The organism is Shewanella marisflavi, assembly GCF_023283925.1.
GTDB classification, from domain to species: Bacteria; Pseudomonadota; Gammaproteobacteria; order Enterobacterales; family Shewanellaceae; genus Shewanella; species Shewanella marisflavi.
Genome location: NZ_JAKIKX010000003.1, coordinates 274,011 through 298,623, shown reverse-complemented (window position 1 = coordinate 298,623; position 24,613 = coordinate 274,011). Strand labels below are relative to the sequence as shown.

Here is a 24,613-nt window from a genome sequence, read left to right as displayed (position 1 = left end):
AAGTCAATGATAAAAATTATCTTACGAAGAGTCCTTCCCCCCCTCTTTATTCTGGTCGTTTTCGGCCTACTGGCCCAGCTTATGATGAGCACACAAAAAACGCCTGAGCAGAAAGAGGAAGAGGTACCAGTACCTATTGTCGATGTGATGCCCGTTAAGAGTGAAACCGTTTCACTGAATCTCCCCTCCTACGGTGTGGTACAGCCTAAAAACAAAACGCAATTAGTCACAGAGGTGCAGGGGCGTATGCTGACCATCTCTGACAAATTTGTTGCTGGGGGCATAGTCAAACGCGGCGACATGTTGGCGCAGATAGAACCTTCTGATTATGAAGCCGATCTGATGCAGGCTCAGGCTACCCTGGCTCAGGCTAAGGCGGCCCTGGATGAAGAGATCGCCCGTGGTGAAGTCGCTAAGAACGACTGGAAAGGTTATGACGGCGGTGTCCCCCCTGAGCTGGGTCTGCGTCTACCTCAACTCAAGAAAGAGCAAGCCAATGTAAAATTTGCTGAGGCCGCGCTGGCGCGTGCCCAGCGTAATCTGGAGCGCACGACGATTCGCGCGCCGTTCGACGGCATCATCAAGGCTCGCAACGTGGATCTGGGTCAATATGTGACCTTGGGAACTAACCTGGGCGAGCTGTATGACACCCGTGTTGCCGAGATCCGCCTGCCACTGGCCAACCAAGAACTGGCCTATCTGGAGTCGATAGACAATCCCGACACCCAAGTCACCCTGAGCGCCGAGCTTGCCGGACGCACTGTGAGCTGGACAGGTAAGGTTGTACGCAGTGAAGGGGTGATCGACGCCGACAACCGCATGGTCTATCTGGTGGCTGAGGTGAAAGATCCCTACCTGAGAGAGCATAACGTTGAAGGACAACTGCCGCTCAAGTATGGCAGCTTCGTTAACGCTATCATCAAGGGGCGCACCGTCGAAGGCATAGTCAAATTACCACGCTACATCGTCAGAGAGCATCATGTTGCCGTGGTGCGCGACGACAACACGCTAGAGATGCGTGAGGTTAACGTCGTACGCAGCGATATCGAAAACGTCTATATCAAAGACAGCCTCAAAGACGGCGAACGCATCTCGCTCACCACGATCAACAACATGTCTACAGGCCAAGTGGTCAAGGTGATTGGCGAAGAAGAAAAACCACAAAGCCTAGATCAAGATGAAGAGTCCCAGCAAACCTTAGTGGCAGCAGGGGAGCAGTAATGGAGAGCAATACAAACAAGGGCATTATTGCCTGGTTTGCCCGCAACAGCGTGGCGGCGAACCTCTTGATGGTGGTGCTGCTAATCGGTGGTCTATTTAGCACAGTGTTGATTAACAAGGAGGTTTTCCCCTCCTTTGAGCTGAACTATCTGCAAATTTCCGTGGCCTATCCAGGCGCAGCCCCGCAAGAGATCGAAGAGGGGATCAACATCAAGATCGAAGAGGCGATCCAGGATATTAGCGGCATCAAAAAGGTGACCTCAGTGGCCAGTGAAGGCTCTGGCAATGTCACCATTGAGGTTGAAGATGGTTTCGATCCCCAGGATATTCTCGATGAAGCCAAGCTGAGAATCGACGCCATTGCCACCTTCCCCGACAATATCGAGAAGCCCAATATCTTCCGCCTCAAGCCAGAAAACAATGTCATCTGGGTCTCTGTCTATGGCGACATGAGTCTGCATGAGATGAAGGAGCTGGCCAAAAGCATTCGCGAAGAGATCACCGCCCTGCCGGCCGTGACCCGCGCTCAGGTCACTGGCGTGCGAGACTATGAGATCGGCATAGAGGTCTCTGAAGACAAGCTGCGAGAGTATGGCCTGAGTTTCGCCGATGTGGCGATAGCGGTACGTAACTCCTCCATCGATCTGCCCGGCGGCTCGATTCGTGCCGAAGATGGCGACATTCTGCTGCGTACCAAAGGCCAGGCCTACACAGGCGAGGACTTTGCCCAAATTGTGGTTAAGACCCGCCAGGACGGCAGCCGTATCATGTTGCCCGAGGTGGCCAATATACGCGACGACTTCGAGGAACGCCTGGAATACACCCGCTTTAACGGCAAGCCTGCCGCCATTATCGAGGTGCTGAGCGTCGACGATCAAAACGCGCTGGATATCTCCTCTCAAGTCAAAGACTTTGTCGAGGAGCGCCGCGGCACACTGCCTGAATATGCCAAGCTAGATACTTGGGGGGATCTCACCCACTACCTCAAGGGACGTCTGAACATGATGCTGTCGAACATGTTCTACGGTGCCCTACTGGTGTTTATCATTCTGGCACTCTTCCTGGACCTGCGTCTCGCCTTCTGGGTCATGATGGGCCTTCCCGTCTGTTTCCTCGGCGCCATGTTACTCATGCCGCTAGAGCCCTTCTCGCTATCGATAAACATGCTGACCCTGTTTGCCTTTATTCTGGTGCTGGGGATAGTGGTGGATGATGCCATCGTTATCGGCGAAAGCGCCTATACCGAGATAGAACGGCATGGGCACTCATTAGACAATGTGGTCAAAGGGGCGCAGCGCGTCGCCATGCCCGCGACCTTCGGGGTATTAACCACTATTGCCGCCTTCATCCCCATGCTGATGGTGTCAGGTCCGATGGCCATCATCTGGAAATCTATCGGTATGGTGGTGATCCTCTGTCTGGCGTTCTCGCTGGTCGAGTCCAAGTTGATTTTACCGGCTCACTTGGCGCACCTAAAACCGCGCCGCCCCAATGACAACCCCAATGCGTTTGTGCGCTTCAAGATGGCGCTCAACAACAAGGTGCAACACTTTATCCACCATAAGTACCGGGTATTTATCGGTCACTGTATTGAGCATAGATACAATGTGGTCGCCACCTTTATCGGTGTGCTTATCCTCTCAATTGCGCTGGTCACCAGTGGCAAGGTACGTTGGGTGTTCTTCCCCGATATTCCTTCCGACTTTATCCAAGTGCGCCTAGAGATGGATGTAGGCAGCTCTGAGGCCAACACCCTCAAGGTGGTCAAGGAGATCGAAAACGCCCTCTATGTGATGAACGATCAGATGGAAGAGGAGTACGGCAAGCCTGTAGTGCAGCACAGCTTTATCAATATGGGTTCACGTACATCAGCCTTTATCTTTGCCGAACTCACCAAAGGGGAAGACAGAGAGGTAGACGGCGTCACCATCGCCGATGCCTGGCGCAAGGCGCTACCAGAGCTGATCTCGGTGAAGAAACTCAATATCAACGCCAGCACTAATGATGCCGGCGGCGATATCTCCTTCAGGCTTACCTCGAGCGATCTTGAGCAGCTTTCCCAAGCGGCCGATGAGCTAAAGCAGAAGCTACGCACCTATGAGGGCGTGTACGATATCTCAGACAACTACTCGTCCGGTAGCCACGAGATCCGCCTGGCCATCAAGCCCGAAGCCGAAGCCCTGGGGCTGACCCTGTCGGATCTGGCCAGTCAGGTGCGTTATGGCTTCTACGGCTTTGAGGCCCAGCGCATTTTGCGTAACAAGGAAGAAGTGAAAGTGATGGTGCGTTACCCGCTCGAGCAGCGTCGCACCCTGGGACATCTGGAAAACATGATGATCCGCACGCCCCAAGGCACCTCGGTTCCCTTCTCGAGCGTCGCGGATATCGAGCTGGGTGATTCCTACTCCTCTATCACTCGCGTAGACGGACGCCGCGCCATTACGGTGATCGCCAACGCCAACAAAAATCAGGTCGAGCCCTCTAAGGTGGTCGGCGAGATCCAAAAGGATTTCCTGCCCTACTTAGAGAGCAAGTATCGCCACATATCTACCACGTTAGATGGTGGTAGCGCCGACGAGCAGAGCGCCATGTTAGGCCTGATCCAAGGCTTCTTCTTTGCCATGTTCACCATCTACGCTTTGATGGCGATCCCGCTCAAGTCATACAGCCAGCCGTTGATCATCATGTCGGTGATCCCCTTTGGCATCATCGGCGCCCTATTTGGCCACTTTATCTTGGGGCTCTCCATGAGCGTCTTGAGTCTGTGTGGTATCGTGGCGCTGGCAGGGGTAGTGGTGAACGACTCGCTGATCCTGGTGGACTTTGTTAACCGGGCCCGGACACAGGGCTTGCCGCTTAAAGATGCCACCATAGACGCAGGTTGCTATCGTTTTCGCGCGATCATCCTCACATCTATGACCACCTTCGTCGGCCTGGTGCCCATCATACTCGAGCGCAGCCTGCAGGCGCAGATCGTGATCCCCATGGCCACCTCGCTGGCCTTTGGTATCTTGTTCTCGACCCTGGTGACCCTGATCCTTGTGCCAGTGCTCTACATAATTCTTGATGATATCAGGAAGTTGCTGAGACGCATTTGGCAGGCACTGGGACGTCTTATCCGTTGGTGGTGGCAGCCAAGAAGCCAGCGTCAAGGCGAGTAATCAACTTAAAAAGGGAGGCTTGGCCTCCCTTTTTGATCCAGCAGAGGTTTTAGCCCGGTAAAAAACGCTAGACTCACGCCATCACCATTCACCTGCCTTTAGTCAGAAATTTAGCCCAACATCGCCATGAGTCAATCAACCTTAGTCTACGATATACGCGGCAGCCGCTACCTGAACATCACAGGGCGCTGCACCCTTAGATGCCAGTTCTGTCCTAAACATAACGGCAGCAAGCAGGTGCACGAGTATCAATTGGATCTCGACCATCAACCTAAGAGTGAAGAGATCATCCCCCTACTGGGCGATGTCAGTCAGTTCGATGAATATGTGTTCTGCGGCTATGGCGAGCCAACGCTTAACCTTAATACCCTGCTTAAGGTGGCCGGCGAGATCAAACGTCGAGGCGGCAGGGTAAGGGTGAACACTGATGGTCTGGGCAATCTATTTCACCGCCGTAATATTCTGCCAGAGCTGGCAGAGGTGGTTGACGCCCTCTCTATCTCCCTCAATACCGACACAGAAGCTGACTATCTCACTCATTGTCGACCTAAACTTAAGGGCTCCTATGAAGCCCTATGGGACTTTATTCGTCTGGCACCTGAGTATATTGACGAGGTTCAGGTCTCGGCCATCGAGGGATTAGAAGGGGTGGATATTGACCGCTGCCGCGAGCAGGTATTGGCGGCCAAGGCAGAGTTTAAACATAGAAAGCTGGGCGTAGTCGGTTAAGCGTTACCGGAATGTAAGCGGCTGTGTTATGCGGCGAAAATCATGCTAACATAGCCGCAAAATCACTGACAAAACACCGCGAGCAATGCTGACGCAAAAACATCCACAACTGATCGCCGGACAGGGCCTGCACTGGTCTGCACAACGCATCTTCTCTGTCGTCACACAGATCATTATTTTGCTGATCAGCGTATTGCTACTCACGAACATCATTATCACCCTGGGCGAGCGCCGCCTGCAGGAAGATTGGGCCACCCAAAGGTATAGCGAGCTGCAATCTGTGGGCACACTGATCGCCGATAAGGTCTCCTTTCAGCAGTTTCGTACCCAGATGTTTGCCAACGCTGAGCTGCTCAAGCGCTATCTGACGATTCCCAGTGAGGTGCGTCAGCGTAAGCTGCAGGAGAGCTGGGAGGTGATGATACGCAATATTCCGGAACTGCTGGATATCGCTCTGTTTGACCCTCAAGGCAAGTTTAAATTTTCCACCACTAACGACTTTAGCCGCGACCCCCTCCCCCCTTCACTACTGGGTGGTGCGCGCAGCATGGGGGGCAACGAGGTCTATACCTCGCCGCTGGAATTTACCCCCATCAACGGCAAGCTTGAACCTTACTTCTATCAGCTGGCCTGGCTGGAAAACCCAGACCAAAGCATTCGAGGCTACCTGCTGACGTATCAGTCAATGAGCCGCATGTTAAAGAGTATCAAACCAGCCTACTCCAGTGCCGAGTCGCCGCTCTTGATGGTCGACACCCAGGGGCTGTTGTACGCTGGTGCCGAAATTAAGCCCACTATCAACCGTATGCCTGAGACCATGGGCGGCAGCCTGCGCCAGACCTATCCGGCCCTATGGCGCAAGATGGCGATGAGCAACTTTGGCCAGTTCCACGGCGATGACGCCACCTTCGTCTACCTCAAGATTGAACTGACCACCCAATATGAGACCCGCAGGGAATACTACTTGGTCTCCTATGTGCGAAACGATGACATCGCCGACCTGTTCTCCGAATGGCGCAACATATTGATCGTCGGCGCAGTGATATTGACCCTACTGGCACTGGCACTGATTTTACTCAGCCACTTTTACCGTATCGGTCAGCGCTCGCGCGAATTCAGTATAGAGCTGGCAAACCGCCTGTTTCATCAAGATATCGGCTGCGTGATTATCAACGACAAGAGTCGCATCATGACGGCCAACGAAAAGGCGGCCGAGCTGCTCTGTCTGCCGCTGGATGAGCTATCAGATCGTAACTTGCAACGCATCTTGCAGTTTGAAAACGAGCAGTACGCCGAAATTGCCGCCGCACTGGAAAAAGATCATAAATGGCAAGGGGTGATCGATGTCGAGTCCTCCTCTAGCGGCCATCTGTCTATCACTGTGACCAGCTCTCCACCTCGCAAACGTCAGGAGAAATATTATCTGGTCACCTTCGAGGATGTGTCTCAGCTGAGAGAGGCCCAGCATCAAGCCAAGCTTAACGAACTGTTAAACGACAACGCCATCCCCTGTGCCTTAGTGCAGGCCAACGGCATGCTTGAGCTGGCCAACCAGGCCTTTATGGAACTGGTCTCTATCCATGATATCCATAACAAGAATCTGACCGAGCTGCTCAATAACGATCTCTGCTCACAATGGCCTAGAATCACCCAGCAGATCTCCCTGCAAGGTAGCTGGAAGGGGCAGATTTTGTGTGACCCTAACAACACGGAAAATACCTGCTTACAGGCAACGCTTAAGGGACACCTGGACGCCGCCGGAGAGATAGAACATATCGTCTGCACCCTGGAGCAAGCGCAAAAACGTGCCCTGCTGCAAGACAGGGGCGACTTTATTCCCCATCGCAGCACCATCTTGGTCAACCTCAGGGATCTCGATGATTACTTTAAATCCCTCAGCGAAAGTAGCCGCGAACAATCCAGTTTGCTGCTACTGGATATCACCGCCGAGAGCATGCTGAGCCACATGAGTGATATCGGCCAATTGGAAAGCCGTCAGCGTGAGGTAGAAATTCATATCCTCAAGTCGCTGCCGGTCAACTATCAGATGTCCCACTGGCAGCTAGGCAAACTCATCGTCATCCTGCCCGACACCAGCTCAGACGATGCGCATCATTTTGCGGTGAAAACCCTAAGCAGCCTCAACGAAATCGGCCTGGGTACGGGTATCTGCATGGGGATCGCCAGCTATCAAACCGGACAGAACCTAGAGCAATACCTGAGTAACGCCGAAGTAGCGCTTAAGCGTGCCAAGCAGATCGGTGAGCAGAATATCTGCCAGGCGTTTACCCGGCAGAATTAAGATCCCCCCCGCAGGTCACTCCCTGCGGGGAAATCAGCTCACTACTGATGCGCGGTAATAATATAGTCTTCCAGGCAACGCTGCAGCCAGAAAGGCGTGGTGACCTTGCCGCTGCTATCAAGCTTTAGCCATAGGTAAACCGTAGGGTGACTGAAGTTTTCTAAGATGATGTGGTCCTGCTCCGCATCTATCTTCTGCGCTCGCAGCCCCTTAATATTTCTGAAGAAGTTTACCGCTCCCTTCACCCCTATGATGATGATCGCATCTGAATTTAGCAGGCTATTGGCCGCACTACCAAGATCCGGCGCCGTCGCGTAGATCTGTAACTGCTTGCCCTGTCGTTTGGCATAATTGCCCAGTGGCGATCTGTTGGCGGGAAATGGCATGGTTCTGAGCTTAACCAGAGGATAATGAATCATGTTATCCACATTGGGGGCCTGCCAGATAGGATGATCTTCACGGGCGACAAGATAGCCACCACGATGTTGAATGACAGATTTAGACAAGATGGCACGATCGCTGGCCCGCTCGAAACAGATGGCAGCAGCCACCTCATCATTAAGCAGTTGCTGCTGAGTCGATTCTCCCCAGGGGGAGGTGCCCACCATCAACTCATCATTCATGACGCTAAGCGCTGCCTGTTTAACGCTTTGGGTCAGGTTGACCTCCAGCTGCGGTACCGTTGCTATTTCAACATGTTCGCGCCCCTCACCCGCGACGCCGCGCATCAAGAGCTCGACCTGCTGACGGCACTGCAACATCTCACTAAAGAGGGGATAAAGGTCATGGGCCCTATCGGTAGCCTGAAACTGACTCTCGCGGCGAATAAATAAGGGGTCATCAAATACGGCGCGCAGTGCCGCCAAGGCGCGACTCACCTTGGGCTGTGACAGATCCAGATGATTCGCCACTTCGATGGCATTTTTCTTCACATAGACCTGACAAAATATCTCTATGGTCGCCAGCGAAATGTCCAGCAGCTTATCCTTTGGCATGGCTGGCTCCCTCACAATTTAAAATAACATTCCCCTGAATATAAGAGGCGATCTCCTGCTCCAACCATGGTGGCCGGTTGCCCGCGTCTCTTAGCTTAGTTAGGTAATGGCTGTGACCATCGGCGCGTCGGTTAAGTAATCGGTTCTGATCTTCGGGCAGCGCCATGGCCGACAGGTTAGCCTTAGCACAGAGGAATGCCACGGCATCGCGATAACAGATAAGAGTGAGCGCATCGCTACGCTCCAGCTGGATCATCAGATCCGACAGCAGACAGACCTTAGCAACCAGGTTAATCGTCAGTCCGTGATCTAATGCATACAAGGCTAGCGGGTCATGTTCCAGCTCGAATTCGTGGCCATTAAAGCTGATATAGGGGTATTGCAAAATCGCCTCGACATCGGCTCTGGCGTCACCATGAAAAATTGGATGCTGCTGGTTACCCACCAGCACATAGGCATTTGCCCGAGCGACAAAGTCTGACGCCAGACGCTCGGAGTTAAATGCCCGCAAGGTAATGGCCAAGTCCACATCCTGTCGAATAAGCAACTTATCGATATCATTACTACAAGGCTTGATGTTGAAGGTATAACGCTGCTTAAGCTGAGAAGCTTTGTCCTGCAGGTAGCTCAAGAGATTGAGCGAGATGGGCGGTGGGCAGGCAATCGTCAGCTCGGTATGCGCCAGCTCTGTGTCCTTATCGGAACAGGTAAGGCTCGCTTCAGAGAGGGCTAACATCCGCTTCAAATGGGGATAGATGCGCTGGGCAAAGGGAGTATGCTCAAAGCCATGTTGCCTGCGAACAAACAAGGGTTCATCGAAGGCATGCCGTAACGCCTTGAGGCTGCGACTGACTTTAGAAGATGCCACCCCCAGCTGCTGAGCCACCTCGGTGGCGCTTAAGGTATCAAACAGTAAGACAAAAACTTTAATATTAAATAGTGTATTAGCATTGATCTTGCTCATGCCTCTCCTTGGGAAATCACGCTTAAGTGCACACACGCTAATTTACGCTATGTCATCTGCCATTACGTTTATCCAGTGCAAACTTTTATCCCCAAATAAAGATATTTGTTAAATATGTGACATCGAAAAATGCCATTCACACCAGAGTGTAGATAACCAGAATCAGCGGCTAACCAGAAGGGCGGCAAACAAAATATCCAAAAAGAAACATAAGGATAGCGAAACAATCATCTTGCCTGGCAAAATTCACTTTTACCATTTGCATAATATGAATATGAGAGTTCCACTTTCTAAAAAGCGAGACACCTCACTAGCAAAACAGGCCAAAACAAGATAACTCGCCAAACCAAAGCGTCGGCGCAATAACAAACCACCACCAGCAACACTCACAAGCAGAATATAACGCCACCCAAATCATTATTGTTAAAGTGATGTGCTTCATATCTGAAAAAAGCCCACTTCTTTAACATTTCTCCTGGCTATACCCCAGTGGTTTATCTTGGAGAAGAAATGATGATAACAACAAAAACAACCACACTGGCGGCACTTATCGCTTCGGCAATGATGCTGTCTGCTTGTGGAGATGGGAATGATGGAAAAGATGGTATCGATGGTGAAAATGGTCAGCCGGGCAATCCTGGTGCACCTGGCGCCGTCGGCTTACATATTGATATGGCTGAAGACGCTATCGCCAATATCACCAATGCCAGTTACGCCGACGGTATCATTAGCGTCGATTTTGAACTGGAAAACCGTCAGGGCGTCGGTCTGTTTGGGTTAAGTGGCGAAAATCCGTTTCACGATTTCCGCTTTTCACTGGCGCAGCTGCAGACGCATGAAGGCAGCGAGCTGAAACAGTGGATATCGCTACTCAACGACACCACCAACGATGACGGCACCACCTTTGAGCAAGGCTTCGAGAAGATTAAAGACTGCATTGAGTGCCTGGTCGATCATAATGATGGTAGCTACACCTACACCTTTAACACTAACCTCACCACTGCCGAAGATGCCGCAGGCATTGAGTTTAATCCCGACCTGACTCAACGCATTGCCATCGAAATGCAGTTCGAATATGACTCAGGCCATGAGCTGGCTGAGAATGCTCACTTCGACTGGATACCGTCAACCAATGGCACCGAAGGGATCGACACCCGTGAGTTAGTGACCATGCAAACCTGCTACACCTGTCACCAGGTCGATAGCCTCAAGGCACACGGCGGCCGCCGTCTAGACATGGAAAACTGCCAGGCCTGTCATAACGGTATCGTCACAGACCCTAATGCCATCTCGGTCGAGTTTGGCCATATGGTACACGCTATTCATATGGGGCCGCACCGTGAGGGTAAAGACGCTGACGGCAATGTCGTGCCTATGCCTTACACCATCGCAGGTTACGGTGGCGACCATGCCTTCGACTACCCCGCCTTCCCGACAAAGCCCTTCATGGACTGTGCGGCCTGCCACGTCGAAGATGAAAATCTGGCAGACAAAGATCTCTGGCTAGCCAACGCTAACGCCAATGCCTGTACTGGCTGTCACACCGACTCACCTGCCCAGCATAATTCAGACAAGAACCCGGCGCTGAGCTGCACCGATTGTCATAGCGCCGCCGTGCATGGTGATCACGCCAAGCCTTACCAGGCAGCGAAAGACTATGATGTCACCGTCAGCAAGGTCGCCATCTCAGCGGCAAACGAGATCAGCTTCGATATTGCGATAACCGACCCTGCTGGCAACCTGGTCAGCCAGGAAGAGGTGTATAAGCTGGGCTATAGCAAGCCCTACATGGTGGTGAGCTGGGACGTCGAAAAGGATTATCCCGACTTTGAACAGGCGCCCTACAGCCAGCGTCGTATCGACATCAAAGATCCCAACAAGGCGACCTGGAATGCCGACAACAGCGTCAGCGTCAAGGTGGCGATGAACTTCCCTGCCGACATCGCCTCACGCTCGTTAGAAGTCTTGCCAGTGCTAAAAGTTTGCTTTGCCGAAGGCAGCAGCAACCGCGTCAGCTGTGACGCGGACAATGCTTACCCAGCCTATGTGCAAACCGACGCCTATCGCACCGTGCTTAATGACAGCGAAGCCGTTGTTGCCGATCGCCGCGCCATCATCGACAGCCAAAGCTGTTACGGCTGTCACAGCTATGAGTTCTATCATGACTCTAACGGCGTTAACTGTATCGCCTGCCACACCAATGATAAGAAGCTCGGTTCAGTTGAAGATGCCAACGGCGATGCGGTTGCCTGGGGCGAGAAGAAGTCTACCAGCTTCATGTACAAAGCCCACAAGGCGAAAGGACATGACAACGGCCATGGCGGCAGCGGTACCTTGCTCAAGACTGACTGTATGACTTGTCACTCGGCCGAAGCTGGCTGGGGCGGTCTCTCCTACGGCTTCGAGCTAGGCCGTAACGCGGGACAAGCTCACACTGTGCCTAGCTTTATCCCTGGTAAGAGCAACGACCCAGCCGTTAATCCGGTAGAGACCTGGTATGCCTCTCCTGATGCCGCGGCCTGTATGAGTTGTCATCAGAAGTATCTCTCTGATGCCGCAGTCGCTCACATGCTTAACAACGGCGCCTATATTGGTGCTGACAAGGCCAGCGCCAAGGCCGCTCGTGAAGCCTGCGCCACTTGCCATACGCCTGAGAAGCTGATGCACGCTCACGGTCATCAACTGTAAGACCCAAAGGTGCTCGCCCTCACCGAGCACCGCGTTCCACCCTGCAATGTCAAAGGCACCCTCGGGTGCCTTTTTTTGTCGCTAAACTTTTGGTTTAGCGGGTGGGGGGATGGAGTGCCCGGCATGGCGAGTTAATGCCTTTCCTCAAGCGGGTTTTCTGTGTTGTAGCGTCTACCGGGGTTGTTGTTGGGATGCGAGATGAAGGTCGTACCTTCATGGCAATCTAACGCCTGTCCGGCGGCGATGTGCAAATTTCGCCGTTGTAGCGACTATCGTGTGTGTTGTTGGGACGCGAGTTGAAGGTCGTACCTTCATGGCAATCTAACGCCTGTCCGGCGGCGATGTGCAAATTTCGCCGTTGTAGCGACTATCGTGTGTGTTGCTGGGACGCGAATTGAAGGTCGTACCTTCATCGCAACCTAACGCCTGCCCGGCGGGGGATGTGCAAACACTATTTTGGCACGCTGTGAATATATCCCTATACGCTCCACGGCGGCTTCCCTGCCGCCGAGGGCCAAAATCGTGTTTGCACTAGGTATCCAACGTCTCTTCGATTTAGCGTCATTGTTTGCTGCAATGGCTTCTGGCTTCAGCTTATTTGAATCGACTAGGGGATTGAAGGTCTTACCTTCATGGCAACCTATCAGCTGCGGTAAGCGTATGTTCACATCTCGATGTTGTCGCATCTATCGTGTTTGTTGTTGGGACGCGAATTAAAGGTCGTGCCTTCATGGCAATCTAACGCCTGTCCGGCAGGGATCGTGCAAACACTATTTTGGCTCGCCACGAGCACTTCCTTGTGGGCTCTGCGAAATCATCCCTGATTTCGAAGGCCAAAATCGTGTTTGCACTGGGTATCCAACGTCTCTTCGATTTAGCGGTATTTGGCGCGAGTAGCGAATCTAAATGCTGGGTTATTTTTGCCCCAAAGTGAGTTGTTGGTCAGCCAGTAAATCGCAAACTAACTACTCAACAATTTCTTATCTAAGTCCTGTTTGTGCGATTCACCACATGAAGTAGAAACTGGACAGATACACAGTCATATTTAAATTATGTGACTTTTGAGTGATTTTAAGCCTAAATCCGTGCGCGTTTTTCCAGATGGTATATTTAGCAAAATGCTGATAAATTCATTGTATACAGATAGTTAACTGTGCGCGTTTTCACTGGTCCAACGAGGTAAACGCGCATCCGCACTAATAAAATGTTAAGTGTAATTATGGATAATCGAGCTTTTACAAAATTAGTAGAGTTTCTAGAAAAAGTACCAGCGATAAGTGGTGCAATAGGAACGGGCGCTGAAGATGATGGTCGTTGGTGGGTAAAGTTTGATATCGACATAAATCATAAATTTGCGTGGCATACAGTTCAAGAACTTGGTCATGTGTTAAATTACTTGTCCCTTGATGAGCGTTTACCTACTTCTTTTCATCCGGTATCACCACCTCCATATATGAACGGTGGTCCCGAAGAATTCTTATCGTGGGTAATAGAGTGCCACGACAAAGACTTCAAACCTGGCACTTGTGCCGAATGGCTTTCAGGCCGCTTGCCTAATCCAGTAGAGGATCTAGATCAGTGGCAAAACGAATAAAACACTTAACCAGCAGCTCCACCGGACTCCGTAATGTTTGCACCTTTACTGCAAAAACACGCAGTAAAGTCGCCAACATTACTACGCGCGGTGAGCTGGGCGTTATCCCATAGAAATTTTTATCCGAAACTGACAGGTTAGAATTAAGGCTTTAACTCGAAAATGTCCAAAATGGCTTAACTTGAACAATTGTAAAGATCAAATGCGGCTAAATCGAAGAGACAGATAACTCGGTGTAGGTGCGGCTGAGGCCTTCCGAGGCCGGGCCGCTCTATGACCTCCATGTCATCGCGGCATTTGTAAATCCATTCACTTCAGATGCTGTCGTAGAGCTCCGCGGGATGCCTCTTATACAAAAAGAATCAGCGTGTCTTCAGAAGTACCTAAATCAACCTATCCATCAACCTATCCATCAACCACAATGGTTAATCGAAGAGACAGAGAACTAGGTGTAAACACATTTGTGACCTTCCGAGGCATGGATGCCGAGGTAGAGCTCACAGGGATGTGCTCGTAGCGTGTCACAAATGTGTTTGCACATGAGCCTGCGGCAGGCAATTGATACACCATATGTCATGGTGAACGGTTTTCTATCAAACACCTATTCAGGTAGTGGCTAAACCTCGTAATCAGCCCCGACGAAGGGCAAGTTAGCCCTCAGTCTCATCGTGTTCCATCCCAATGGCCTCTACCCCATCTGGTAGCGCACTCTCACTGATATCCACTATGGTGGAGCGGTTCATGGTGATCTTGTAGCGGGCGAATTGTGGCGGGTTGCGGCCTTCTTGCAGCGACAGTACCAGGTTGATCTGGTAGCGGCGCTCTACCGAGTCGCTGCTGATCTTGCCGTCGGCCTCCTTATAGATCTTTGCCTTGCCCCGCTCAAGGTAACGTGCGAAGGGCGCCAGGCTAAAGTTCACCTGCTCCTGTATGGTGGAGTAGCCGGCAAGGAAGCCTTTGTTAGCGATGCGGGAGTTGATGCCATAATGCAATATGTCGGCATCGAGCTTATTCTGGCTGTGGCGGCGCCTTAGGATCTCGTCGATCTCCTCGGGCAGGTCCTTAGACTTGATAAAGTCTATCCACACGTGCTGTTTAGCGATCATCGCCTGACTGGTGGTGTCGCGCAGAATGCGGCTCCAACGAGGCCGTCCCTTCTGAATCACTCGCCACAGGGCATTACGAATATCTTCTTTGAAGATCTCGCGAAAACCGTAGATCACCGCCAGAGTAAACACCAAGGCCATGGTGAGGCCGCTAAAGACCCCCTGGGCCTTGATAATAAGCGTTGAAACCACCAGCATCACAAAGGCGGTGGCTATCCCTGTGGTCATTTTCTTCAGCCCTACGCCAAGACGCTTCTGCTCCTCTTTTAATACAACCCCTTGCTGGATCAAACGGCGCAGCAGCAACATCTTATTAGAGATACGGTTAGGATCATTCAGGGTCTGAGCCGAGTTGTAATTCTTGCTGTCGCGATAGCTACTCTCGCTGCGGCACAGGTTAATCACCTCTTCAACCACCTCGCTGTAATCACTGCTACGTGGCGCATGGGATAAGAGTTTCAATAACTGCTGCTCGCAGAACCAGGAGAGATAGTTATCTGAGTTTTCGAAATAGTGTTTCCACTTAGGATCGCTGGGCTCGTTACGGCGAAACTTCTTCAGTAGCTGAGTCACTATCTCGCTCAGCTCTTTGAGCGAGGTATAAAACTTCTCGATATCTTCTACCTGAGCCAGCTCCTTACTGTCGGTCTCAATCGCCACGGCAAACTGGTAGGCAAATAGGTTCAGGTAGAGCCTGAACTCCTCGACGGTACGTTTCTTCTGGCTGATAAAACGCCCCTGCACCAGAGGAAGATGCAAGCCCGAAGAGTAATAGGAGCGTCGACCGGCAATCGCGGCATGGTAATACTCTTCCTCATCAAGGCTTTGGGAATTGATCCCCATCTCCTTGGGCAGAAAGAAATAGAGGTCGAGCCGTCTATGGTCACCCACCTTCATCTGATGGGTAAACTTAATCGACAGTGACTCTTCCTGCTTGATATTAACCTTAGACACAAAACCTCAGAATTATGGAATTATTTCAGTAATTTAGAAACTAACATCCTGAGTATAGCCGAAGAGTGGCTATTGCACTATACGGCAACCACAGACGGTGTTGCTAGGCTGAAACAATACCACGGCATAGTCCCTGTGGGGATCTAATTCCAGCGGTTCAATAGATAAATTATGCATCCCCTTACTGTCTAAGTTAAAGGAGCTGATGTAAGAGAGATATTGCATATGTCTGGGCATGGCCTCGGTGGATTCGGCGCCACTCTCCTCCTTGGTCTCTACCGAAAAATGGTAGCGTCCACTGTGCTTATCGATCTCGAAATACTTCCCCTGCATGCGTATGGTGCCGGCCGACGTACCGTCGAGGTTAAAATAGCGATAGTTGATCTGCGCCTGCTGCTGCTTGGCCATGATATCGACCAATAGGTAGTGGCGCCCTTCAGCATTAGCATTATCGCGGCGATCGAATAACTCTGAGCTACAGCTCAGCATCAAACTCTCGCTAGGGTTAAGGTAGCGATAACTAATGGTGATGCTAACCGCCAACAGTGCCAGCACTAAGAAATTGATCGCCCACAGCACCTTTCTATTCACACAAAGATACCTCTTTAAACCAGACATCGGAGATAAACACCTTCTGCTGCCTGTAATCGGTTAACTTAAGGTTGCGCACCAAGGACTGCCCCATCCTCTCGCCGCGCATCGTGATATTAAAGACCTGTTTATCGTGAGAAAGCGACATGTAGACCTCTTTCCAAGACGATGACTCGCAGTGGCCAAACGCCTGAGACATCTTCTCAGACAGACGTAATAGCGAAGTGTTATTGGTCTTAGATTTTGCGTAACTGATAAACATCACCTTCTGCCCAGACTCCAAGGTGATGCTATGACGCAGATAAGGCTCTGTGTGCTCTATCTCAAAATTAACCGAGGAGAACAGCTGCAGTGACACCAGGACGCCAAGCAGCAAGACGATCAGTCCAACCCAGAGTTTGATCCAGCGATGACGCTTACCAAACAACCAGGCCAACACCGCTTCAATCCGCTCACCTAAACCATAGGGCTCACGACTCACACTCGCCTGCACCGATGAGGGCACCGCGTTTTCAAGGCGTAGGCGATAACCCTTACCCTTGACGGTTTCTATCATATGCTCATGAAGCGGGCCGAGAAATGAGCGCAACATAAAGACGGCACGCGCCACCGACGAGTCACTTAAAGGGGCATGCTCATCATCGCCCGCCCCTAAGACCCGCTTAGCCACCACTTTGTCATTATTGGCCAGTAAGAGTGATAAGACCTGCAATTCAGCGCGCGGCAGATGCCACTCTTCACCCGTCAATTCATTGGTGAGCACGCCTTTATATCTGTCAAATCGGCAATCGCCCAGTTGCATCTTGGTTACTCTGTCATTCAGATGCAAATAATCTTATGCAAGCTAGCAAAAAAAATCTGTGATCCCCTCTATCTCCTCGAAAGTCATGTAAAAAATATCCTTAACAAGAGTAAGGAAAATAAACCTCTGTGACTTCCGCCTCTTTCTTCACGCTCAACACGTCGATATTTATAAGCGCGCAAAACCCCACAAATTAACATGAATGTTACAAATAAGGTGACACAGATCGCATCACAACCGCCCACGCCGATAATCTGGCGGGGTATTGATTCGAATAGCCGATACAAAACATTAGAAAAACCTGTGATAACGAACTCTCTCCTATCCCAAGGCTTCATCTGACTCAAATCACACTATTTGCAATCTACCAGGGCCACACTGGCTCCAAGTTCAAAACGGCGCATCTTTTAGTTTGTGCCAACAACAAAAATAACATCTATCCAAGTGAGGACATTGTCATGACCATCAATAGACGCCAAGCACTTAGCCAAATCATCGGCATCAGCACAGCGGCGGCGGGCGCCACCCTTATGGGCACATCAGCCTTCGCCGCTACCGACGAACAAGGTAATTACAAACTGGAGTTAGGCGAAAAGCTTAAGTATGTTCCCCTCGATCCTATGGCAACCGCCAAGCTAGCTTATGAGACTGGCGGTGGATGTATGCACCAGGTCTTCCACGCCTTGGTGACTATGTTAGCTAACTCTAGCAGCGCCGATGCCGACAAGTTCAAGACGATTCCTACAGCGCTGGCTGGTTATGGCTGGGCGGGTATTGTTGGTCAGGGCACAGTGTGTGGTAACAACAACGCTACCGGTATGCTGGTCAACATCTTAGACGATATCAACGGTCAGAACTCAGCTGTGATTGGCGCCTCTTTCCGCTACTACGAAGTGACAGAGCTGCCTTTCTCAAGCGACGAATTTGTTGCTGGCATAGGTTCAACCGCCGAGAAAACCGCTCTGGTAGGTAAGTCATCGGTTGCCAACAGCATCCTGTGTCACTCTTCTATCAGTAACTGGTCTAAAGCTTCAGGCTTTACCTTCAGCCAGAAGGGTGAGCGCTGTAAGCGTCTATCGGCTTCTGTTGCTTATCACGTGGTCGAGTTGCTGAACCGCGCCTATAAGGGCGAAGATATCTCGGCGCTACCTGAATCAAAGCCTTCAAGCGAGGCACAAAACTGTCAAACCTGTCACGGTGTAGAGACTACCATGGGTAGTGCAGCCAGCGTGAAGTCAGATATGGAATGTACGACTTGCCATACCGGCCACTTTAACTAAAGGAGCAGGTCATGAATGAGAAGTTATTAACAGCTCTATTAGCAACACTGCTAATGTGCGGCGGTTGCGGCAGTGACGATAATGATGACGATGACGGCGGTGTGATCATTCCGCCTCCACCAGTCACCATAGATGCCGGTGAGGCCTTGGCCATCAACCTGACTCTGGCCGAATTTGACGGCGAGACAGGCACCCTGAGCTTTGCCTTAACAGATGATGACGGCTTGGCGATTACCAATGCCAAAGATTACAACATCGTCTACTTCGGTTTCCCCGATAGCACCACGGAGTCAAACAAGGCGAAGGCTTGGAAACATTGGCACGTGACGCAAAGCTATCAATGCGATAGCGCCGCTGGCGACTGCCAGGGCATGCTAGAAGAAACAGATAATGGCCAATACAGCTTTAGTGCAACCGATCTAGACTGGGATGCCAATACCGCTCCTGGTTCGGTTGAAGAATTTAAAGTTGCCATAGAGATCAAAGGTGCCAAGGCGACCAACGAACTGGTTCTGCTCCCCTCCACTTAACCCACTGCACCACTTTGGGGGCCATCACCTAGTGTGTGGCCCTTTTTTTATGTCCCATAGGCAAAGTTCGACACGCACACAAAATAGCGCTGAAGCGGCCAAAGCAAGGCTAGCAAAAACAAAGCGAGGTGAGGTTATTGCTCGCGGATAAACTCTCTTAAAGCAGGAAGGTAATTGAAAGGTTCAAATACAGAATAAACGAGCAAAATTAGCAGTAATAACTGAGAAATCAATAGGATATACTGCTGACTCGTCATGCGTTTTGTGGGGCCACTCCCCACTAAATCAAGATTAGGCGAAAGCTTATGATGCAGTATGTAGCCCTGATTATCGATGGACTCCAATAACTTGCCAGAGGGGGTTCCTAAAAAGAAGCGAATGCGATCAACCGCCTGAACGAGACGGGCCATATTTGCCTCCTCTTCGGGCAGCGCCGCCAGCAGCTCGGCATGGGACAGCACCTGACCTCTGTGATTGGTCAATAATTTGAGTACGGCAAACTCCGCACATGGCATACGCCAACTGGTGTCATTGTCCTGGTTTGATAGGGTCGATTGCGACGGATCAAACCAACAGCTACCTATCTGCATTAGAAATTCTCACACTAACGAGTACAACTATTTATCTCGGGGTGCCTAAGCAACCTAGGCCTACAGTGTGACATTTAAGCGGGGTGACTTTCGTGACTAAAAGCACATAACTCATTAAAATAACTGAATAATTATGATACATCCAGATACAGATTTAAGCCTAATTAGACTTGGGTTAAGCCTGTATTCAGCCTGAGTTTTGCTCAAAAAAAAGACGCCCTTTAGGGCGCCATTTTTTTATGCATAAGATCAGTATATTAGAATGAATACAACAAGGTCATATTGGTTTCTGTATCTGTACTCTTCTTGTCATCCAGCGGTTCGCTGTTATAACGCACGATCACAGCAAATTTCATCGCCAGAGCACCCACAATGTTAGCAGTGATAGATGTCTCTGAACGTCCTTCCAGGCTTTCACCATAGTCAGCGACAAATAGCTGCTTGAATTTAGAGTTGTCGGTGATCTCTGTTTCGAAGTTAATCACCCCGTGCGCCACCCAGCTCTCTTCGGTGTCATAACCCGCTTCAGCGGCGCTCACATCGTCCAGACGCTTGTACTGGAAACCCGGACCCACTTCGATGGCAAAGGTTGTCTTTTCGGTATCGACAAACTTATGACCATAACCCACTGATACTGTCGACTTTGAGTCAAAACCAGTGAAAGGATCTATCTCATGGTTAGCATTGGCAAACATATAATTGATATCGCTGAACTTATAGTTACCCTGCACCAGACCGTAGTAGCGCTTACCTGTCTCTTCACCACTATCTTCTTTATAGAGGGCTTCTAGCAGGTATTGGTTTTCCCAGTTACCCAGCTCATGCTTCATATCCAGACGCCCTTTAAGCGAAGTCGTCTCAGTATTACCTGTGGTCACTGTCGCACCCACTTCAGCATCTGCCGCAAAGGTTCTGTCACCCTTAACAAAATCGGCACCCGCGTGCGCTGCAAAGGGGGCTGCCATCAGGATAGCCGTAGCTGTCAGCAATTTTTTCATTATCGATTTACCTATAGTTCCAAGTCCCTTAAAAATTGGCGCAATATTAACATCCAGCACACAGAAATGACAATTGCACTTGCCTTTTCAGCAAATTGAACTACCGAAAGTACCAAAAAGAAGCGTAAATCCTACCTTCAGCGTGACTCTAGCTTGTCTTGTTCGGCTTACATTAAGCAAAAAAAAGCCCACCAAGAAGGTGGGCTCTTTCATGTGAAGCAGATTAGTTCACTTGTGGATCTAATTCACCAGACTGGTAAGCCTTATACATGGCTTGCAGCGACTTAGGCTTGATCTTAGAGGCCATGCCTGCCGCACCGAAGGCTTCGTAGCGTACGGTACAGATATCCGCCATCGCGTCCATAGAAGCTTTCAGGAACTTACGTGGATCGAATTCGCTTGGGTTCTCAGCCAGGAACTTACGTACTGCACCGGTAGAAGCCAGACGCAGGTCAGTATCGATGTTAACTTTACGCACACCGTGCTTGATACCTTCAACGATCTCTTCCAGTGGCACGCCATAAGTTTCAGGGATAGCGCCACCATATTGGTTGATCACTTCCAGCCACTCTTGTGGCACAGAAGATGAGCCGTGCATTACCAGGTGAGTGTTTGGAATACGGGCGTGGATCTCTTTGATACGGTCGATACGCAGCACATCACCGGTAGGCTTGCGGCTAAACTTGTAAGCACCGTGGCTGGTACCGATAGCAATGGCCAGTGCATCAACGTGAGTATCGGCAACGAAACGCGCCGCTTCTTCTGGCGTAGTGAGCAGTTGCTCTTCGCTCAGGATACCTTCGGCGCCAACACCATCTTCTTCACCGGCTTGTCCAGTTTCCAGGCTACCCAGACAACCGATCTCACCCTCAACCGACACACCACAGGCGTGAGCAAAGGCAACCGTCTTGCGGGTCACGTCAACGTTGTACTCGTAAGACGCAGGTGTCTTACCATCAGCCATCAGAGAGCCGTCCATCATCACAGATGACATACCCAGCTGAATTGAACGCTGACATACGTCAGGATGAGTACCGTGATCCTGGTGGATACACACAGGGATATCTGGGTACTGCTCAAGTGCTGCCGCCATCAGATACTTAAGGAACTGAGGACGGGCATACTTACGTGCACCGGCTGATGCCTGAACGATCACAGGGCTGTCAGTAGCTTCTGCCGCCTGCATGATGGCGCGCATCTGCTCCAGGTTGTTCACGTTGAATGCGGGAACGCCATATCCATGCTCTGCGGCATGATCTAGCAGTTGACGTAGGGAAATTAAGGCCATTTTTAACTCCAATAATAGGGTGGTGTTCGGGCAGTACCCGCTCAGCCACCGAGGTCACTATCGTTTGGACAGATTTTGATACCGACAGTCAGTGCATGCATCCTGTGCGCCCTAACCGTCGGCGGTTTCTTATAATAATATTAGGGTCTGTCAACCTTTCCTGTTTGTTTTTGCAGTAGTTTGCAGTAGTTTGCAGGCAATTTATGCAAGGCAGAACCCGTGTGGTGTAGCTATTCTACACGAGCGGGTGATAACGTCGTAGAAATCTCCTACAAACGCTGCCCGAAGGGTTCATCTAAACGCGCCCTACTCTTTGTTGTGCGCAATTCACATAGCTCGCTATGCAACATTGCTTACGCCGCGAGCAATACGCGTTTAGATTGAACAAAAATTAAACCTGAAAGATAAACAGACCCTAGTTATTTTTTACTTATTCGCCGCGGCTTTCCAGCATAGCCACAGCAGGCAGCTCCTTACCTTCCAGGAACTCCAGGAAGGCACCACCACCGGTAGAGATGTAAGAGACCTTGTCGGCAATACCATACTTGTCCACTGCCGCTAGGGTGTCACCACCGCCGGCAATAGAGAAGGCTGATGACTCGGCGATCGCCTGGGCGATACGCTTGGTGCCTTCACCGAATTGGTCGAACTCGAACACACCCACAGGGCCATTCCAGACGATGGTACCAGCGCTCTTGAGGATCTCAGCCAGAGCTTCTGCGCTATCTGGGCCGATGTCGAAGATCATATCTTCATCCGCGACCTGATCGACCGCCTTAAGGGTTGCGCTCGCCGTTGGGCTGAACTCGCCAGCAACGACAACGTCAGTTGGCACAGGGATGTCGCCGCCACGGCTCTGGGCATTGGCGACCAGACGCTTGGCTTCATCGATAAGGTCTGCTTCATAGAGCGACTTACCTACGTTGTGGCCAGCCGCCGCAATAAAGGTGTTAGCGATACCGCCACCAACCACTAGCTGATCGACAATACCTGAGAGACTCTCAAGTACAGTCAGCTTGGTTGATACCTTAGAACCACCCACGATAGCCACCAGCGGACGCGCCGGGTTATCCATCGCCTTACCCAAGGCTTCCAGCTCACCGGCCAGCAGCGGTCCCGCACAAGCCACAGGAGCATACAGACCAACGCCATGAGTCGAGGCCTGGGCGCGATGTGCGGTGCCGAAGGCATCCATTACATATACATCACACAGGGCCGCAAGCTTCTTAGCTAGCGCCTCGTCGTTCTTCTTCTCACCCACGTTGAAGCGTACGTTCTCAAATACCACGACTTCGCCGACATTAGCTTCTACGCCATCGAGATAGTCTTTAGCCAGACGTACCGGGCAATCCAGCGCTTTGTCCAGGTAATCCACAACAGGCTGCATAGAAAATTCGCTGTTGTATTCGCCTTCGGTCGGACGGCCTAAGTGAGACATCACCATCACGGCCGCGCCTTTTTCCAGCGCCAGCTTGATGGTCGGCAAAGAGGCACGCAGACGCGCATCGCTGGTCACCACACCATTGCTTACCGGAACATTGAGGTCTTCACGGATAAGCACACGCTTGCCCTGAAGATCTAACGCTGACATATTGATAATCGCCATTTCACGTTTCCTTAAGTGTAAAGTTAAAAGTAAAAGTTAAAGCAAAACTGAGTTACCCACCGCCAGGACGCTTCACCGGCCATGGGCTAAAAACTTTAAAATCAGGCTCTGACGGCCTTTATCATCTCTAAACTGGTGTCCAACATACGGTTGGCAAAGCCCCACTCGTTATCACACCACAAGAGCAATTTGACCAGATGGCCGTCGCTCACCCGCGTCTGGGTGCCATCGACGATACTGGATCTGGGATCATGATTAAAATCGCACGATACCAATGGCGCATTAGTATAGCCTACAACCCCTTGGTATGAGCCATTTGCCGCCTGAGATAATACCTGGTTCACTGTATCGATATCGACACGTTTATCTAAGGTGACCGATAAGTCAATTGCCGTCACATTAATTGTTGGCACGCGCACAGATATCGCCTCAAACTTATCCTTCATCTCAGGCAGGATGCGCTCAATTCCTCTGGCCAGCTTGGTATCTACCGGAATGATAGATTGTCCCGCCGCACGGGTACGTCTGAGGTCATCATGATAGGCGTCAATCACCTGCTGATCGTTCATCGCCGAGTGAATCGTGGTAATAGCACCACTATGTACCTTAAAGGCGCGATCAAGCACCTGAATGATAGGTACTAAACAATTGGTGGTGCAGGAGGCGTTAGAGACGATTTGGTGCTCGGCCTTGAGATCTTGATGATTCACACCATAGACTATGGTGGCATCCACATCGCTAGATGAAGGGTGGCTGATCAGTACCTGCTTAGCCCCCGCCTTGATATGAGCCTCACAGGCCTGGCGATCGATAAGGGCACCTGTGGCCTCGAACACGATATCGACATCCAGAGATTGCCAGGGCAGCTTTTCAGCATCGGGCTCATGGATTAATAAGATACGGTCGTCCCCGATAGTCATCACATTGTCGTCGAGTGACGCGGAAGATTGAAAGCGACCATGGGTGGTATCGTATTGGGTGAGGTGAAGCATGGCTTCGGGTTTGGCGAGTTCATTAATGGCGACAATCTGGATCTTATCCCGCTTGCCAGACTCATAGAGGGCACGAAGAATCGAGCGACCAATTCGGCCATAACCATTAATAGCAACTTTAATCATTTAAGTGCTTCTACTCCTAACACCGTCCTGAGATAGGCATTCCTGAATGCGACAACGGCCTATCGTTATCGATAAGCCGGGTCATCATGGCATAGA

Annotated in this window: 18 protein-coding genes; 8 read left to right on the top strand and 10 right to left on the bottom strand. The window is 51.0% G+C overall.

The window, feature by feature from the left end:
* The first annotated feature begins 6 nt into the window (after positions 1 to 6).
* From L2712_RS08910 to L2712_RS08895, 4 genes are all read left to right on the top strand, one after another.
* Positions 7 to 1,221 carry an efflux RND transporter periplasmic adaptor subunit gene (locus L2712_RS08910; RefSeq protein ID WP_248977670.1) on the top strand — a complete coding sequence of 405 codons (1,215 nt, stop codon included), beginning with the start codon at positions 7 to 9 and terminating at the stop codon, positions 1,219 to 1,221.
* Entirely contained in the window at positions 1,221 to 4,382 is a 3,162-nt protein-coding gene (locus L2712_RS08905; RefSeq protein ID WP_088903911.1) for an efflux RND transporter permease subunit, read from the top strand. The genes L2712_RS08910 and L2712_RS08905 overlap by 1 nt, the downstream gene beginning before the upstream one ends.
* Positions 4,383 to 4,508: 126 nt before the next feature.
* Complete coding sequence (locus L2712_RS08900; protein WP_248977550.1) at positions 4,509 to 5,111, top strand: TatD family nuclease-associated radical SAM protein; 603 nt, start codon at positions 4,509 to 4,511, stop codon at positions 5,109 to 5,111.
* An 85-nt stretch (positions 5,112 to 5,196) separates the two neighbouring features.
* The gene (locus L2712_RS08895; protein WP_248977549.1) at positions 5,197 to 7,413 is read left to right on the top strand and encodes a PAS domain-containing protein; all 2,217 of its coding nucleotides are present in this window, start codon (positions 5,197 to 5,199) and stop codon (positions 7,411 to 7,413) included.
* A 41-nt stretch (positions 7,414 to 7,454) separates the two neighbouring features.
* Here L2712_RS08895 and L2712_RS08890 read toward each other — a convergent pair whose 3' ends face one another.
* Both L2712_RS08890 and L2712_RS08885 read right to left on the bottom strand, forming a co-directional pair.
* A complete protein-coding gene (locus tag L2712_RS08890) occupies positions 7,455 to 8,408 on the bottom strand; it encodes a LysR family transcriptional regulator (protein ID WP_033539951.1) in 954 nt (317 codons plus the stop codon).
* Positions 8,395 to 9,372, bottom strand: coding sequence for a LysR family transcriptional regulator (locus tag L2712_RS08885; protein WP_248977548.1), 978 nt, complete (start codon positions 9,370 to 9,372; stop codon positions 8,395 to 8,397). The genes L2712_RS08890 and L2712_RS08885 overlap by 14 nt, the downstream gene beginning before the upstream one ends.
* 510 nt (positions 9,373 to 9,882) lie before the next feature.
* On the opposite strand from L2712_RS08885, the gene L2712_RS08880 reads away from it, so the two are divergent.
* Both L2712_RS08880 and L2712_RS08875 read left to right on the top strand, forming a co-directional pair.
* Positions 9,883 to 12,060, top strand: coding sequence for an OmcA/MtrC family decaheme c-type cytochrome (locus L2712_RS08880; protein ID WP_248977547.1), 2,178 nt, complete (start codon positions 9,883 to 9,885; stop codon positions 12,058 to 12,060).
* A 1,219-nt stretch (positions 12,061 to 13,279) separates the two neighbouring features.
* Positions 13,280 to 13,654, top strand: coding sequence for a hypothetical protein (locus L2712_RS08875; protein WP_248977546.1), 375 nt, complete (start codon positions 13,280 to 13,282; stop codon positions 13,652 to 13,654).
* Positions 13,655 to 14,304: 650 nt separating this feature from the next.
* Here L2712_RS08875 and L2712_RS08870 read toward each other — a convergent pair.
* The 3 genes from L2712_RS08870 to L2712_RS08860 all read right to left on the bottom strand — a co-directional run bounded on the left by L2712_RS08870 (position 14,305) and on the right by L2712_RS08860 (position 17,107).
* Entirely contained in the window at positions 14,305 to 15,714 is a 1,410-nt protein-coding gene (locus L2712_RS08870) for a hypothetical protein (protein ID WP_248977545.1), read from the bottom strand.
* A 69-nt stretch (positions 15,715 to 15,783) separates the two neighbouring features.
* Positions 15,784 to 16,305: a hypothetical protein gene (locus tag L2712_RS08865; protein ID WP_033539946.1), complete on the bottom strand. Its 522-nt coding sequence runs from the start codon at positions 16,303 to 16,305 to the stop codon at positions 15,784 to 15,786.
* Positions 16,298 to 17,107, bottom strand: coding sequence for a winged helix-turn-helix domain-containing protein (locus L2712_RS08860; protein WP_248977544.1), 810 nt, complete (start codon positions 17,105 to 17,107; stop codon positions 16,298 to 16,300). The genes L2712_RS08865 and L2712_RS08860 overlap by 8 nt, the downstream gene beginning before the upstream one ends.
* Before the next feature lie 458 nt (positions 17,108 to 17,565).
* On the opposite strand from L2712_RS08860, the gene L2712_RS08855 reads away from it, so the two are divergent.
* A complete protein-coding gene (locus L2712_RS08855) occupies positions 17,566 to 18,387 on the top strand; it encodes a cytochrome c3 family protein (protein ID WP_248977543.1) in 822 nt (273 codons plus the stop codon).
* An 11-nt stretch (positions 18,388 to 18,398) separates the two neighbouring features.
* The gene (locus L2712_RS08850) at positions 18,399 to 18,917 is read left to right on the top strand and encodes a hypothetical protein (RefSeq protein WP_248977542.1); all 519 of its coding nucleotides are present in this window, start codon (positions 18,399 to 18,401) and stop codon (positions 18,915 to 18,917) included.
* A gap of 134 nt (positions 18,918 to 19,051) precedes the next feature.
* Here L2712_RS08850 and L2712_RS08845 read toward each other — a convergent pair whose 3' ends face one another.
* The 5 genes from L2712_RS08845 to epd all read right to left on the bottom strand — a co-directional run bounded on the left by L2712_RS08845 (position 19,052) and on the right by epd (position 24,517).
* Entirely contained in the window at positions 19,052 to 19,507 is a 456-nt protein-coding gene (locus tag L2712_RS08845; protein WP_248977541.1) for a winged helix-turn-helix domain-containing protein, read from the bottom strand.
* 257 nt (positions 19,508 to 19,764) lie between these two features.
* Entirely contained in the window at positions 19,765 to 20,505 is a 741-nt protein-coding gene (locus L2712_RS08840; RefSeq protein ID WP_033539942.1) for a DUF481 domain-containing protein, read from the bottom strand.
* Positions 20,506 to 20,728: 223 nt separating this feature from the next.
* Positions 20,729 to 21,793, bottom strand: coding sequence for a class II fructose-bisphosphate aldolase (gene fba / locus L2712_RS08835; protein ID WP_033539941.1), 1,065 nt, complete (start codon positions 21,791 to 21,793; stop codon positions 20,729 to 20,731).
* Between the two features lie 430 nt (positions 21,794 to 22,223).
* Entirely contained in the window at positions 22,224 to 23,399 is a 1,176-nt protein-coding gene (locus L2712_RS08830) for a phosphoglycerate kinase (RefSeq protein ID WP_033539940.1), read from the bottom strand.
* A 101-nt stretch (positions 23,400 to 23,500) separates the two neighbouring features.
* Positions 23,501 to 24,517, bottom strand: coding sequence for an erythrose-4-phosphate dehydrogenase (epd, locus tag L2712_RS08825; RefSeq protein ID WP_033539939.1), 1,017 nt, complete (start codon positions 24,515 to 24,517; stop codon positions 23,501 to 23,503).
* Positions 24,518 to 24,613 lie beyond the last annotated feature (96 nt).

What these genes read in the sequence shown, in the direction of transcription:
- L2712_RS08910 (WP_248977670.1), top strand. Translation starts at nt 7, where the DNA reads ATGATAAAAATTATCTTACGAAGAGTCCTTCCCCCCCTCTTTATTCTG.
- L2712_RS08905 (WP_088903911.1), top strand. Translation starts at nt 1,221, where the DNA reads ATGGAGAGCAATACAAACAAGGGCATTATTGCCTGGTTTGCCCGCAAC.
- L2712_RS08900 (WP_248977550.1), top strand. Translation starts at nt 4,509, where the DNA reads ATGAGTCAATCAACCTTAGTCTACGATATACGCGGCAGCCGCTACCTG.
- L2712_RS08895 (WP_248977549.1), top strand. Translation starts at nt 5,197, where the DNA reads ATGCTGACGCAAAAACATCCACAACTGATCGCCGGACAGGGCCTGCAC.
- L2712_RS08890 (WP_033539951.1), bottom strand. Translation starts at nt 8,408, where the DNA reads ATGCCAAAGGATAAGCTGCTGGACATTTCGCTGGCGACCATAGAGATA.
- L2712_RS08885 (WP_248977548.1), bottom strand. Translation starts at nt 9,372, where the DNA reads ATGAGCAAGATCAATGCTAATACACTATTTAATATTAAAGTTTTTGTC.
- L2712_RS08880 (WP_248977547.1), top strand. Translation starts at nt 9,883, where the DNA reads ATGATGATAACAACAAAAACAACCACACTGGCGGCACTTATCGCTTCG.
- L2712_RS08875 (WP_248977546.1), top strand. Translation starts at nt 13,280, where the DNA reads ATGGATAATCGAGCTTTTACAAAATTAGTAGAGTTTCTAGAAAAAGTA.
- L2712_RS08860 (WP_248977544.1), bottom strand. Translation starts at nt 17,107, where the DNA reads ATGCAACTGGGCGATTGCCGATTTGACAGATATAAAGGCGTGCTCACC.
- L2712_RS08855 (WP_248977543.1), top strand. Translation starts at nt 17,566, where the DNA reads ATGACCATCAATAGACGCCAAGCACTTAGCCAAATCATCGGCATCAGC.
- L2712_RS08850 (WP_248977542.1), top strand. Translation starts at nt 18,399, where the DNA reads ATGAATGAGAAGTTATTAACAGCTCTATTAGCAACACTGCTAATGTGC.
- L2712_RS08845 (WP_248977541.1), bottom strand. Translation starts at nt 19,507, where the DNA reads ATGCAGATAGGTAGCTGTTGGTTTGATCCGTCGCAATCGACCCTATCA.
- L2712_RS08840 (WP_033539942.1), bottom strand. Translation starts at nt 20,505, where the DNA reads ATGAAAAAATTGCTGACAGCTACGGCTATCCTGATGGCAGCCCCCTTT.
- fba (WP_033539941.1), bottom strand. Translation starts at nt 21,793, where the DNA reads ATGGCCTTAATTTCCCTACGTCAACTGCTAGATCATGCCGCAGAGCAT.
- L2712_RS08830 (WP_033539940.1), bottom strand. Translation starts at nt 23,399, where the DNA reads ATGGCGATTATCAATATGTCAGCGTTAGATCTTCAGGGCAAGCGTGTG.
- epd (WP_033539939.1), bottom strand. Translation starts at nt 24,517, where the DNA reads ATGATTAAAGTTGCTATTAATGGTTATGGCCGAATTGGTCGCTCGATT.